The sequence below is a fragment of the Arthrobacter sp. TMT4-20 genome (assembly GCF_054510775.1).
Genome location: NZ_JBTNDW010000021.1, coordinates 23,548 through 37,585, shown reverse-complemented (window position 1 = coordinate 37,585; position 14,038 = coordinate 23,548). Strand labels below are relative to the sequence as shown.

The 14,038-nt window shown below is 63.2% G+C and carries 6 protein-coding genes; 1 reads left to right on the top strand and 5 read right to left on the bottom strand.

All coding sequences use genetic code 11. The features are described from left to right. Positions 1–458 precede the first annotated feature (458 nt). The 3 genes from glgB to ACX80Z_RS15185 are packed head-to-tail and all read right to left on the bottom strand — an operon-like array spanning position 459 to position 8,007. Complete coding sequence (gene glgB / locus ACX80Z_RS15195) at positions 459–4,184, bottom strand: 1,4-alpha-glucan branching protein GlgB (protein ID WP_459316440.1); 3,726 nt, start codon at positions 4,182–4,184, stop codon at positions 459–461. Further along, a complete protein-coding gene (treS, locus tag ACX80Z_RS15190) occupies positions 4,184–5,950 on the bottom strand; it encodes a maltose alpha-D-glucosyltransferase (RefSeq protein ID WP_019482373.1) in 1,767 nt (588 codons plus the stop codon). The genes glgB and treS overlap by 1 nt, the downstream gene beginning before the upstream one ends. After that, positions 5,950–8,007 (bottom strand): alpha-1,4-glucan--maltose-1-phosphate maltosyltransferase, encoded by a 2,058-nt coding sequence (locus tag ACX80Z_RS15185; RefSeq protein ID WP_459316442.1) that lies wholly within the window; start codon positions 8,005–8,007, stop codon positions 5,950–5,952. The genes treS and ACX80Z_RS15185 overlap by 1 nt, the downstream gene beginning before the upstream one ends. Before the next feature lie 178 nt (positions 8,008–8,185). Here ACX80Z_RS15185 and glgP point away from each other — a divergent pair, with 178 nt between their 5' ends. Next, positions 8,186–10,798 (top strand): alpha-glucan family phosphorylase, encoded by a 2,613-nt coding sequence (gene glgP / locus ACX80Z_RS15180; RefSeq protein WP_459316439.1) that lies wholly within the window; start codon positions 8,186–8,188, stop codon positions 10,796–10,798. Positions 10,799–10,901: 103 nt separating this feature from the next. On the opposite strand, the gene glgX is transcribed toward glgP, so the two are convergent. Continuing rightward, positions 10,902–12,962, bottom strand: coding sequence for a glycogen debranching protein GlgX (gene glgX / locus ACX80Z_RS15175; RefSeq protein WP_459316438.1), 2,061 nt, complete (start codon positions 12,960–12,962; stop codon positions 10,902–10,904). Between the two features lie 27 nt (positions 12,963–12,989). Further along, on the bottom strand, positions 12,990–13,976 hold the full coding sequence (rlmB, locus tag ACX80Z_RS15170; RefSeq protein ID WP_459304795.1) for a 23S rRNA (guanosine(2251)-2'-O)-methyltransferase RlmB: 987 nt from the start codon (positions 13,974–13,976) through the stop codon (positions 12,990–12,992). Positions 13,977–14,038: the final 62 nt, after the last annotated feature.

Genomic DNA, 14,038 nt, shown 5'->3' with positions numbered 1-14,038 from the left:
ATCAAACTCTCCGTAAATGCATTACAGACACGCACCCACCACCAGGAAAAACCAGTAAACAGGCACGCGCAAAATTCGAAACCAGCCAAAAACAACCACACAACACCACGGGGTGATGCTATGCAGCCAAATTCAACCAATCAATAAAACAATCGGTATCAACAAACATGGCACACTATTGAGTTCTCAAACAACAGACACACCCGGCACCAAACAGAACCAAACAGTTCCATCATCGCTCCGGAGCAACTTTTCAAACTTACCGGCTGATCATCTTCAGGTCAAATCGGCTGATCTTCCAATCCCTGAGCCATACTGCACTAGAGACGAACCGTAGTTCTGGTGGTTGTCAGCCGGTCAATTCCCTCGACCAGCGCGGATATAAACTCTAGCACCCTTCTGCCGAAGTTGTAAATCGCCCTCGGGGCCGGGTGCAAAATGCCCGGCCCCGCGCGGATCTAAGGCTTTTTTGGAGCCAAATACACGACGCCCAACGGTGGAACCCGCAGGTCAGCATAAGCAGGCTGCCCGCTGCATGGTCCTTCGACAGCTGTTACTCCGCCAAGGTTGCCAACACCTGAACCGCCAAACTCTTCAGCATCCGTGTTGAGCACCTCTTCCCAATCCCCCGACCAGGGCAGCCCTACCCTGAATCCCTCATGGGGCGCTCCGGCGAAGTTGGCAATGCAAACCAGCGGATTGCCTTGGCCATCCCAGCGGATGAAAGACAGGGTGTTGCGGGCGCCGTCGTTCTCATCAATCCACTGGAACCCCGACGGATCGTTGTCCCGGACATATAGCGCCGGCGTGTTTCGATAGATCCCGTTCAGGGACCGCACCAAATGTTGGACGCCCTTGTGCGCAGGAGTGTCCGAAAGCCACCAGTCGAGACCGTACTGCTCCGACCACTCAGATTCCTGGGCGTACTCGGTGCCCATGAAGATCAGCTGCTTACCGGGGTGCGCCCACTGGAACGCCAGGTAGGCGCGCACGCTGGCGAGCTGCTGCCACCGGTCACCCGGCATCTTCCGCAGCAGCGATCCCTTGCCGTGCACAACTTCGTCATGGCTGATCGGCAGCAGGAAGTTCTCGGTGTAGGCATACACCATGGAGAAGGTGGCCTTGCCGTGGTGGTAGCCACGGTTGACCGGGTCTTCAGCCATGTACTCCAACGAGTCATTCATCCAGCCCATGTTCCACTTCAGCCCGAATCCGAGGCCGCCTCCGCTGGTGGCGCGGGTGACCCCGGGGAAGGACGTCGATTCCTCGGCGATCATCACGACACCAGGCACCCGCTTGTAGGCGGTTGCATTGACCTCCTGAAGGAAATCAATCGCTTCAAGGTTTTCCCTGCCGCCCAGACGGTTCGGCGTCCATTGGCCTTCTTCGCGTGAGTAGTCCAAATAGAGCATCGATGCGACGGCGTCCACGCGCAGCCCGTCAATGTGGAATTCCTCTAGCCAGTAGAGGGCATTGGCGACCAGGAAGTTCCGTACTTCACGACGACCGAAGTCGAAGATCAGGGTTCCCCAATCGGGGTGCTCCCCAAGGAAGGGATCGCCGTGCTCGTAAAGGGTCCCGCCGTCGAACTTCGCCAACGCGAACTCATCCTTGGGGAAGTGCGCTGGAACCCAGTCCATGATGACGCCGATCCCGGCCTGGTGCAGTTTATCCACCAGATACTTGAAGTCGTCGGGGTGACCGAAGCGCGACGTCGGCGCATAGTACGAGGTCACCTGGTAACCCCAGGAGCCACCGAAGGGGTGTTCGGCGACGGGCATCATTTCAACGTGGGTGAAGCCCTGCCACTGAACATACTCGGTGAGCTGCTCGGCCAATTCCCGGTAGTCAAGACCCACCCGCCAGGAACCAAGGTGCACCTCGTAGACGCTCATGGGACCGTTGTGCGGATCTGCTGCCGCCCGCGCGGTCATCCATTCGTCGTCCTGGAAGGTGTACCTCGACTCGACCACACGCGAGCCGGTGAGGGGCGGGATTTCGGTACCGCGGGCCATCGGGTCGGCCTTCTCACGCCAATGCCCGTCGCTGCCGAGGATTTCGAACTTGTACCGCGACCCCGCGACAGCCCCGGGAATGAAGATCTCCCAGAACCCCGAACTGCCCAGCGCACGCATCGCGTTGATTGAGCCGTCCCACCCATTGAAGTCCGCTTTGACGCGAACGGCCTGGGCATTGGGCGCCCAGACGGCGAAGCTGACGCCATTGATGTCGCCCAGCACGGATGTGTAGTGGCGGACGTGCGCGCCGAGCGCAGTCCACAGCGTTTCGTGCCGCCCCTCCGCCAGGAGGTGCATGTCGATTTCGCCCAGCGTGGGGAGGAACCGGTACGGATCATCGACAATCTGCGGCTCACCGTCGTACGTCACTTCGAGGCGGTAGTCCGGGACGTGCCCGGCGATCTCCGCTGCAAGGGTGCCAACCCAGATGCCGTTGTGTTCATGCTCCAATTCGACGCGACCGCTGCCGGTCACCACGGTGACGCGCTGCGCGAGACGTCGGAGGGTGCGGATAGTGACCAGCCCGTGCCCGTCGAGGTGTGCGCCCAGCACAGCATGCGGCTGGTGGTAGCGGCCCTCCGACACTGGTTGCAGGATGTCGATTGAATGTTCGATCCGCCCCGGTGAGGTGGTGACGGCGTCCGTACCGGCGACCGTGTCAGAACTAAAGACTGGATCAGAACCAACGACGGCGTCGACGGCCACTACCGGGTCCACGGGCCCCGCGGTTAGCGGCGGCGAAACGGCAGATGATGGCGTTTCCTGCGTGGCGCTGGTGGACCCGGTCAGGGCGCGGCGCACGTCACGGACCGGGATGTCGACCCAGTCCGGCCGGTTGCGTAGCTCGTAGACCACTTCGTACAGGGCCTTATCCAGCCACAGTGCGAGGAAGAGCGGATCTGCTGGGTCAACCAGCGTCCCGGTCTGGTCCTGATAACCAGCCGCGAAGGCGGCACCCGCGGCTGCGGTCCACTGGTCGGCGTCGGCGGTCGCGGCGTCGTTGCCATGGGCTGCTGCCGCACCGGCATACTCGAGCGAACGCATCATCCCGACGACGTCGCGCAGCACCACATCGGGGACGCTGCGCTCCGCGGCGGGACGCAGTGGTTCGCCCTCAAAGTCGAGCACCAGCCAAGACCCGTCAGGTGCGTTGAGAACCTGTCCCAGATGGTAGTCGGCGTGGATGCGCTGAAGATCGGGGAGCGTCTCCACCTTGCGGACCCGCTCAATAACCTTGGCCACCTCGGACTCGAGCGGCCCAACGACGTCGTGTGCTTCCTGCCAGGCCCATTCGATGCGCTGCACCAGGGTCTCGATGAATTCGCCGCGTTCGACGTCGCTTGCTGCCCGGCTTCCGAACGCAGCGGCCAACTGCGCGTGGATACGCCCGGTCACCCGGCCCAGTTCGGACGCCTCCGCAGTAAAATCGGTGTTCGAAGCGGCCGCAACCGAGGCGGTCCGCCAGGCGTCGGTGCTGTTGTCGATGAAATCCCGCAGGACGCTGAGGTGACCGGTCAACCACTGCTTCTCCCCGGCTCCCGTGTCCTCCCAGCTGCCGGTGACCCACCCGAACGTGGTGGGCACGTCGACGGATCCGGCATCGGTGAGCTTGGCGCTGACCTGAACGTCGGGGCTTTCCCCCGGTGCCAGCACCCGGAAGAATTTGACGATCATCGAGCCGGCCGGCGTACGCACCACGACAGAGGTGTTTGATTGTTCGCCCTTGAGAACGGTCAGCGGAAGTGGCTTGTCGAACCGTTTAGCCGAGGCGAACGATTCCATCGGGTAGCCCCTGGTCCGGCCGTCCTCGGTGACACCGCGCGAGCGCATCAATTCAACCCAGGCCGTCACGAATACCGGGTCATGGGTGGCGTCGTAGATCCAGCGGTGCCCCAATTCGGTGTGCTCCGCCTCGCCGATCAGCGCATCTTCCGCGCCTTTCAAGGGTGCGTCGCGGTAGCTCAACGGGATCTGGACGATGTCCCTCCGGTGGCCGGAATCGACGGCAATCAGGTGAACGTCAAGGCCCACCGCACCGGCTGGATCCTCCAGCCGGATGCCGCCGACCCTTCGAAGTTCAAACTCGCGGCCTCTGGCAGGGAACCACCGCTGATTCGGTAGCCATGAGGTGAGGAGTTCTGGAAAGGTCGGCGTCAGTTTGGGCATTACTTTACGGCCTCCGGGGCTTGAATTATTGGCAGGGCTTCAGTAAGCGGTGAAGCAGTGTTCGAGCTGGCTGAGCGGAGACGGAGCCAGTAGAAATCGTGGCTTCCGAGCGTCAGGGTGAGTGCACCGTCGTCGCCGAAGGTCGGGAACGGCGTGCCACCGAAGAGGTCCCGCAGACCCCGTCCGGCATATTCCGGCAGGTTCAGCTGCGCGGCAACCGGGTGCTGCGAGAGGTTGAACACGCACAACAGCACCTCTGGCTGCTCGCCTTCGGCATTATCGACCTCCACCTCACGGATGAAGGCCAGCACCGACTCAGCTTCGGTGGGCACGTTGCGGTACGAACCCAGGCCGAAGGCCGGGCGGGTCCGGCGCACTGCAAGCATCTGGCGCATCCAGTGCAGCAGCGAGCTTGAACTGGCCAGCTGTGCCTCAACGTTGACGTGGTTGTAGTGGTAGACCAGCGACTGGACGACGGGGAGGTAGAGCTTCCCGGGGTCAGCCGTCGAGAACCCGGCGTTACGGTCGGGGTTCCATTGCATGGGGGTCCGCGACGCGTCACGATCCTCAAGCCAGATGTTGTCGCCCATCCCGATTTCATCCCCGTAGTAGAGGAACGGGCTGCCAGGCAGGGACAGCAGCAGTGCGTGAATCAGTTCAACTTCGGCGCGCGAGTTGTCCAGGAGCGGCGACAGACGACGGCGGATACCGACGTTGGCGCGCATCCTTGAGTCCGGCGCGTACCAACCGAGCATCGCTTCGCGTTCCTCGTTGGTGACCATTTCGAGGGTGAGCTCGTCATGATTCCTGAGGAAAGTACCCCACTGGGCGCCAGCGGGAATGTTCGGCGTTTCGGCCATCGTCTCGATGATTGGTCCGGCCTTCTGGTCGCGCAGGGCGTAGAAGAGCTTGGGCATGATCGGGAAGTGGAAGCACATGTGGCATTCCGGCCCCTCGGCGTCGCCGAAGTACTCGACAACCTCCTCGGGCAGCTGGTTTGCTTCGGCGACGATGATCCGGCCGGGATAGTTCTCGTCGACCATGGTGCGCAGGTCTTTGAGGAAGGCGTGGGTCTGCGGCAGGTTCTCGCAGTTGGTCCCTTCCTCCTCGAAGAGGTAAGGGATGGCATCCGCGCGGAAACCATCAATGCCCTGGTCCAGCCAGAACTTCACCACGTCGAAGAGCGCTTCAATAACCTTGGGGTTTTCGAAGTTCAGGTCCGGCTGGTGGGAGAAGAACCGGTGCCAGAAGAACTGCCGTCGGACGGGGTCGAAGGTCCAGTTGGACTCCTCGGTATCCACGAAGATGATCCGCGCGTCCTCGTACTTCTCGTCGGTGTCGCTCCAGACGTAGAAGTCGCCGTAGGGGCCGTCGGGGTCGTTTCGGGACTCCTCGAACCAGTGGTGCTTGTCCGAGGTGTGGTTCAGCGGCAGGTCGATGATGACGCGGACGCCGCGGGCGTGTGCCTCCGCGACCAGACGCTTGAAATCACTGATGGTGCCGAACTCATCGAGGACGTTGTAGTAGTCGGCGATGTCGTAGCCACCGTCGCGCAGGGGCGACTTGAAGAACGGTGGCAGCCACAGGCAATCGACGCCAAGCCACTGCAGATAATCCAGTTTGTCGATCAGTCCGGAGAAATCGCCAGAGCCATCGCCGTTCGCATCCGCGAACCCGCGCACCAGAACTTCGTAAAATACGGCCTTGCGGTACCAGTGTGGGTCATGCGCGAGACCGGGTGCGTTGAGTTGAAACGGGTTGGCCACTAGGGCTTCCTCCTGAGGTAAAGGATGTGTGCTGGTTCCACATGCGGATCCAGCCTGACGTAGTTGTGGGTGCCCCAGACCCAACTCTGGCCGGTGATGAGATCGTCCACCCAGAAGGTACCGTCCTCATTGCAGTCCTCGGGATCGAGGGACAGCGCATCGAGGTTCAGGGAGACTGTACTTTCCCTGGCCCCGTGCGGGTCAAGATTCACCACCACGATGATGGTGTCTTTGACTGTACTGTCGCCGCCGACGTTCTCCTTGTGCTTGGAGAACACCAGGGTTTCCGTGTCCGAACTGTGGTGAATGGTCAGGTTCTCGAGATCGCCCAAAGCCGGGTGGTCCCGTCGGATGTGGTTCAGCCTGGTGAGGTACGGCGCCAGACTCCTGCCTTCGGCTTCGGCGCGCTTGAAGTCGCGGGGACGATACTCGAATTTCTCGTTGTCGATCGACTCCTCGGCACCGGGCCTGGCCACGTGCTCTAACAGTTCGTATCCGGCGTAGACACCCCAGAGTGGGCTGGCCATCGCTGCCAGGGCCGCACGGATCTTGAAGCCCGCAGGTCCGCCGTACTGAAGGAACTCGGTGAGGATATCGGGGGTGTTGACGAAAAAGTTGGGGCGGAAATATGGCGCGCTTACCTTACTGACTTCGGTGAAATACTCTTCGAGCTCAGTTTTGGTGTTGCGCCAGGTGAAGTAGGTGTAGGACTGCTGGAAGCCGGCACGGCCCAGGGCGTGCATCATCGGCGGGCGGGTGAAAGCCTCGGCGAGGAAAACGACGTCGGGATGCTTCCGGTTGACTTCGCGGATCAGCCATTCCCAGAACACCACCGGTTTGGTGTGCGGGTTGTCGACGCGGAAAATCTTCACCCCGCGGCTGATCCACAGCAGGACGATCCTGAGGACTTCGCGGGAGAGGCCATCGGGATCGTTGTCGAAGTTGATCGGGTAGATGTCCTGGTACTTCTTCGGAGGGTTCTCCGCGTAGGCAATCGACCCATCCACCCGGGTGGTGAACCATTCTGGGTGTGAAGTGACCCAGGGATGGTCAGGGGAAGCCTGAAGCGCCAGGTCCAGTGCAATTTCCAGGTTCAGTTCGTTGGCCCGCGCCACGAAGGCGTCAAAGTCATCGAAGGTGCCGAGGTCGGGGTGGATCGCGTCGTGGCCACCTTCAGCGGCGCCGATAGCCCAGGGCGACCCCGGGTCCTCGGGGCCAGCCGTCAGGGTGTTGTTGGGCCCCTTACGGTGGGTGCGCCCGATCGGGTGGATGGGCGGGAGGTAGACGACGTCGAATCCCATGTCAGCGACCGCGGGTAGCCGGTCGGCTGCGGTGACGAAGGTGCCGGAGGTCCACGCGCCCGACCCCGGCTCGTAGGTGGCGCCTTCGGACCGGGGGAAGAACTCGTACCAGGATGCACGTCCCGCAAGTTCGCGTTCGACCTTGATCGGATAAGGCTGGGATACGGTCACCAGGTCACGCAGGGGCTCCCGGCTGATGGCCGCGAGGATAGCCGCCGACTCACCTGCGGCAAGCCGCTCGTCGATCGGGAGCTCAGCGTCGGCGAGGACCCGTGCGGCCTCGGTGAAGACCACCGCGTCTTTCCTCTTACGGGTCGTCGCAGCGTTAGTGAACAGGGCTGCGCCCTCGGCGAGCATCAGCTCGACGTCGACTCCAGCCGCGATCTTCACCTCAGCGTTGTGGTGCCAGGTGCCGTACAGGTCACCCCACCCTTCGATGACGAAGGTGTAGTTGCCGACAGCTGGGGGGCGGAGGAGACCTTCATACCGGTCCAGCCCCTGGCCCACCGGCGCCAAGCGCACCCGCTGGACTTCCTTGCCTTTACCGGAGAGCAGGACCGCTGATACCCCAAGCTGGTCGTGCCCTTCCCGGAAGACTGTAGCGCCCACCGCAATATCTGATCCAGGGATCGCTTTGGAGGGGAAGGCCCCACCATCGACAACCGGAGAAATATTGGTAATTGGAATTCGTCCGTACCTCAGATCAGCCCTGTCTATCGGCTTCCTGGCGGTGCGTCCCTTACGTGGTGGCTCTATTGAAGTCGTCACACGTTAGACGTTAGCGAGTATTTGCCGAGATTGCTAAGGCGCGCGGACGTAACATCAGTGCTTTTTGCAGTCGAGTTGGGCGTCAACGCAAACGTTTACTCTCACTTGCTCTCATCGGAACCCTCCAGCGGTCCTACGCCGGGAAAAATACGCTAGCCTTTCCCGGGTGAAGGCAATCCGCAGATTTACAGTCCGTACCGTCCTCCCTGAAAGCATCGCCCCGTTGGGCAAGCTGGCAGGCAACTTGCGCTGGTCGTGGCATCTTCCGACCACCCGCTTATTCCACGATCTTGACCCAGCAGCCTGGGAGGCAAGCGGCCAGGACCCCGTCGCTTTCCTCGGCTCGGTGACCCGTGAGCAGCTCAGCCAACTCGCCGACAACGAGCGTCTCGTCGCGAGGATCCAGGAACTCGGCGACGACCTGGACCAGTACCTTTCCGAACCCCGCTGGTACCAGTCGCTCGGCGTCGACGCGCCCCGGTCCATCGCCTATTTCTCCCCCGAGTACGGCATCAGCGCCGTCCTCCCCCAGTACTCAGGTGGCCTCGGCATCCTCGCCGGCGACCACCTCAAAGCAGCCTCGGATCTTGGTGTCCCCCTGATCGGCGTCGGACTCCTTTACCAGGCCGGCTACTTCAAGCAGTCGCTGTCCCGCGATGCGTGGCAGCAGGAAACCTACCCGGTCCTCGATCCTGACGGCCTGCCGTTGACCCTGCTCCGCGAGGAGGACGGCACCCCGGCGAAGGTAGTCTTGCCGCTTCCCGCTGGACGCCAGCTGATCGCCCACATCTGGCGGGCCGACGTCGGCCGCGTTCCGCTTCTGCTCCTTGACTCCAATGTCGCGGGCAATGACGAGGCCGCCCGCAATGTCACCGACCGGCTGTACGGCGGCGGTGGCGACCAGCGTCTGCAGCAGGAACTTCTGCTGGGCATGGGTGGCGTGAAAGCGCTGCGTATCTTTGAACGGCTGACCGGCACTCCGGCCCCCGAGGTGTTCCACACCAATGAGGGTCACGCCGGGTTCCTCGGCATCGAGCGCATCCGTGAACTGATGGATCCCTCGAGCGCGTCGCCGATGAGCTGGGAGGAAGCGCTCACCGCGGGCCGGTCCTGCACGGTGTTCACCACGCACACCCCGGTCCCCGCGGGAATCGACCGGTTCGAGAAATCCCAGATTGAGCACTTCTTCGACGCCGGTCTGGCACCGTCGGTTCCGACGGCGAAGGTCCTCACCCTTGGGGCCGAGAACTACGTTGACGGCGATCCGAACAAGTTCAACATGGCGGTGATGGGCCTGCGCCTGGCACAGCGCGCCAATGGCGTCGCCAAACTCCATGGCGTGGTCTCCCGTGGCATGTTCTCCGGGCTGTGGCCAGGATTCGACACCAGTGAGGTCCCCATCTCGTCGGTCACCAACGGTGTGCACGTGCCCACCTGGGTTGACCCGCTGATCGCTGACTTCGCCCGGGAGCGTTTCGGCGCCGAGTCGGTCCTGGATCCCCAGTGGTCCAAGGTGTACGACGTGGAAGACTCCGATGTCTGGGCGCTCCGCCGCCGCCTGCGCTCGAACCTGATCGACGACGTCCGTCAGCGGCTCCGCTCCTCCTGGAAGAAGCGTGGCGCGGCCGACGCCGAGCTGGCATGGACCAACAACGTACTCGATCCTGACGTGCTGACCATTGGTTTTGCCCGCCGGGTACCCACGTATAAGCGGTTGACCTTGATGCTCAGGGACCCGGCTCGGCTCAAGGCCTTACTGCTTCACCCGGACAACCCCATCCAGCTGGTCATCGCTGGCAAGTCCCACCCGGCTGATGAGCAGGGCAAGCGGATGATCCAGGATCTGGTCCGGTTCACTGACGACCCGGAGGTACGGCACCGGATCGTGTTCCTCCCGAACTACGACATCGCCATGGCACGCACCCTGTTCCCCGGCTGCGATGTCTGGTTGAACAACCCGTTGCGTCCGCTGGAGGCCTGCGGCACGTCGGGCATGAAGTCGGCCATCAACGGCGGCCTTAACCTGTCGGTTCTTGACGGCTGGTGGGATGAAATGTACGACGGCGACAACGGCTGGGCCATCCCCACGGCGAACAACGACGCGTCCCCCGAGGAACGCGACGACATTGAAGCCTCGGCCCTGTATGACCTTCTTGAGGAGCAGGTGGCTCCCCGGTTCTACAGCACGGTGCGTTCGGAGGGCGCCGGCGCTGCCGGACCGTCTGAGCTGTCCCATGATGGGGTGCCACACCAGTGGGTGGCCATGATCAAGCACACCATGGCTAACCTTGGCCCGGCCGTATCCGCTGAGCGGATGCTGCAGGACTACGTCAGCCACCTGTACCAGCCCGCCTGGCGTGCCGGTTGCCTGGCGGCTGAGTCGGACTACACGGCGGCCAAGCACACCGCCGCCTGGCGTTCACGGATCAACGACGGTTGGTCGGCTGTCCAGGTGGAGCACGTCGATTCCGTTGGCGTGGCCGAGGATCCACAGATCGGCGACCCGCTGACGGTCAACGCCTACGTCTCGCTTGGCGCGCTATCCCCCGACGACGTCGCCGTCGAGGTGGCTTACGGTCGGGCCCTGGACAATGACGAGCTCAGCGAGGTGGCCCTGGCCGACCTCGGCGTGTCCGAGAACCTTGGCGCGGGACGGTACCTGTTCTCGGGTGGCGTCACGATCGACCACTCAGGGTCCTTCGGGTACACGGTGCGGGTGCTGCCCAAGCACGTTAGCCTGGCGTCGAAGTCCGAGCTCGGTCTGGTCGCGAACGCGTAGCAGCCCGCTCGGGCAATCACAGCTTGCAGGCTAACCGCCTGCTTAGCATCAGCGGCAGTCACACCAGAGTTTCCTGGGGTGGCTGCCGCTTTTGCGTGGCCGGCTAGACCCGGTAGACGCTGATCGAGTTGGCGGGGACGACGTCGGTCTCCCCAGAGCCGATTTGCGCCCCGCGCCGACGGTCCTGGTCCGCTGCGGTGGTGTAGCGCAGCTCGAACCTGGTGATGGAGGGAAGCCCGCTCTCCTGGAGTGCCTCCCGCCTTGGCAGGGTGATCCTGGCGTCATCCTTGCTGCCGTTGATGACCACCAGGCCATCCAGGATGCCGTTGGGTGAGCCGAGGAGGAGCTGCACGATCCGGGAACCCTCGTCACGCCACTGCTCCTCAGTCATGGTGGTGCCGGCCGGGTTGAACCAGTGCAGGTAGGAGCTGTCGTCGCGGGCCGGATAGCTGTGCGGCTGGTGGGCCAGGAACTCCTTACGGATCCGGAGCAGGGAACGTGTGTGGTCGAGGAGGTGGCGTGCGTCGTCGTCGTGACCCCAATGCAGCCAGGCCAGCTCGTTGTCCTGGCAGTAGGCGTTGTTGTTGCCGCGCTGGGACCGCCCAAACTCGTCGCCGGCCGTGATCATGGGGACGCCGAGGGACAACAGGAGCGTGGCCATCAGGTTGCGGGAGGTCTGGGCCCGCGCCGCAATGATGCCTTCCTGGTCGGTGGGGCCTTCCATACCGTGGTTGTAGCTGCGGTTGTCGTTGTGGCCGTCACGGTTCTCCTCCCCGTTGGCCTCATTGTGTTTGCGGCTGTACGAGGAGAGGTCGGCGAGGGTAAACCCGTCGTGGGCGGTGATCAGGTTGACGCTGGAAATGGACGTGCGCCCTGAAGGCCCGAACACATCGGCCGATCCACTCAGGCATCCAGCCAGGCGCGCCACCGATCCGGCGGCGCCGCCCGCCGCCAGGCTGGCCTGGTCGGTGAGCCAGAAGTCCCGGACCGTGTCCCGGAACCGGTCATTCCAGTCCGCCCAGCCCTGCGGGAAATTACCGGTCTGCCAGCCGCCCATGCCAATATCCCAGGGTTCGGCGATGAGCTTCACACCGCGCAGCGCGCGGTCGGCGCCAACAGCGACCAGGAAGGGGTGACGTGGGGTGAAGGTGTGAGTTTCGTCCCGGGCCATCGACACTGCCAGGTCGAAGCGAAATCCGTCCACGTGGAATTCCTCCACCCAGTATCGCAGCGAGTCCAGGGCCAGGGCGATGACCCGTGGGTGCGCGAAATTCAGGGTATTGCCGCAACCCGTGGTGTCCAGGTAGCGGCCGTGGTCGCCGTGCCGGTAATACTGCTCGTCGCCCAGTCCACGCCAGCTCAGCGCCGGAAGGTCTGGCGGACCCTCGGCCGTGTGGTTGTACACCACGTCGAGGATGACCTCGAGGCCAGCCTCGTGGAGCAGTTTGACCATGCCCTTGAACTCGTCCTGGACCGCCCGTGGGCCGGCGTTGCGGGCTGCCTCAGTCGCGTAGGAGGGGTGCGGGGCGAAGTACCCGAGGGTGTTGTAGCCCCAGTAGTTGGTCAGCCCGAGGGGCCCCAGATGGGGTTCGTCGATATGGAAGTGGACCGGCAGCAGTTCCACTGCGGTGATCCCGAGGGCCTTGAGGTAGCCGATCATGACCGGGTGTGCCAGGCCAGCATAGGTGCCGCGGAGCTCGACCGGAATGTCTGGGTGCAACTGGGTCAGCCCCTTGACATGCGCCTCATACACCACGGTGTCACGCCAGTGCGTGCGCGGTGGAGCCGAGGAACCCCAGTCGAATCCGCCGTCCTCGACGTAGACCGACCAGTACACCGGCCCATCGACGGTATCGACGGTGTCGATGGCCCGGGCGTAAGGATCCAGCAGCAGCTGACCTGTTTCCGGCTGGCCAGTTCCGGCCGGCCAGAAACCGTATCTCACAGAGTCGGCGAGCCCCTCCACTGCCCCGTGGTGCACCCCGTGGGTGTAATCGGTCAGGGGGACATCGTGCCAGCTGCCGTCCTGCGACTGGAAGTGCACTGCAAGCGCTGACACGCCGGGCGCGTACACCGCAACGTTCAGGTTGTGCGGCGCTCGGGACCGGTGTACGCCCAGGGGAAACTCACTGGACGGAGGGCTGATTTCGAGGGAGACGCTCATGATCTATGAATACCGTCCGTGCGACTGTCAGGCGGAGCGCTGGCGCGAGATCTCGTACAGGCTGATGCCCACAGCCATCGAGGCGTTCAACGATTCCATCGCCGAGTCAATGGGGATTGAAACGATCTGGTCGCAGTTCTCGCGCACCAACCGTGACAGGCCCTTACCTTCGGAGCCGACGACCAGGCACACTGGTTCGCGGCCAAGCGTCAGATCCGGGAGGGAGACGTCGCCGTCGCCGTCGAGGCCCAACACAAAGATGCCCTTCTCTTTGAACGACTTGAGGGTTGAGTTCAGGTTTCCGGCCTTCGCCACTGGCACACGCACTGCGGCGCCAGCACTGGTCTTCCATGCTGATGCGGTCATCCCCACCGACCGGCGCTCCGGAACGATGACGCCGTGGCCGCTGAACGCAGAGAGGGACCTGATGATCGCGCCGAGGTTGCGGGGGTCGGTGATGCCGTCCAGGGCGACGAACAACGGTGCGTTGTTGATGTGGCCCTTTTTCCATTTCTGGATGGTCTCGGTGGCCAGATCGACTGCGTCAGCGTATTCGTAGGGTGGGATCTGGAGCATGATGCCCTGGTGCACTGATCCGTCAGCCATCCGGTCCAGTTCGGTCTTGCCGGTTTCCATCAGCGGGATGCCGCGTTCGGTGGCGAGCTTCAGCGATTCGCGGATGCGCTCGTCCATCTCGATCCGGATGGCCACGTGCAATGCCTTGGCTGGGATGCCGGCGCGGAGCGACTCGACCACGGCGTTGCGTCCGGTGACCATCTCCTCGGTGCCCTTGCCGCGTGCGTTGCGGGCCGACCCGGGATTGCGGCTGCCGGAGTGCTTGGCTGCTGAGCGCTCGGCAAGCTGCTTGCTCTTGTGAGCCTTATGGTAAGGCCGGTCCTCCGCTTTTGGGGTGGGACCTTTACCCTCAAGCGCCTTGCGTCCTAGGCCGCCGGTTCCGCCCGAGGGGCCCTTCTTGCTCTTGCGCACAGCGCCGGGACGTCCGTGAGTGGCCATGGGGAAAACACCTTTGGGTAGAAGATTTGTCACCTCAGTTTACGCGGGGAACGCCGCAGACT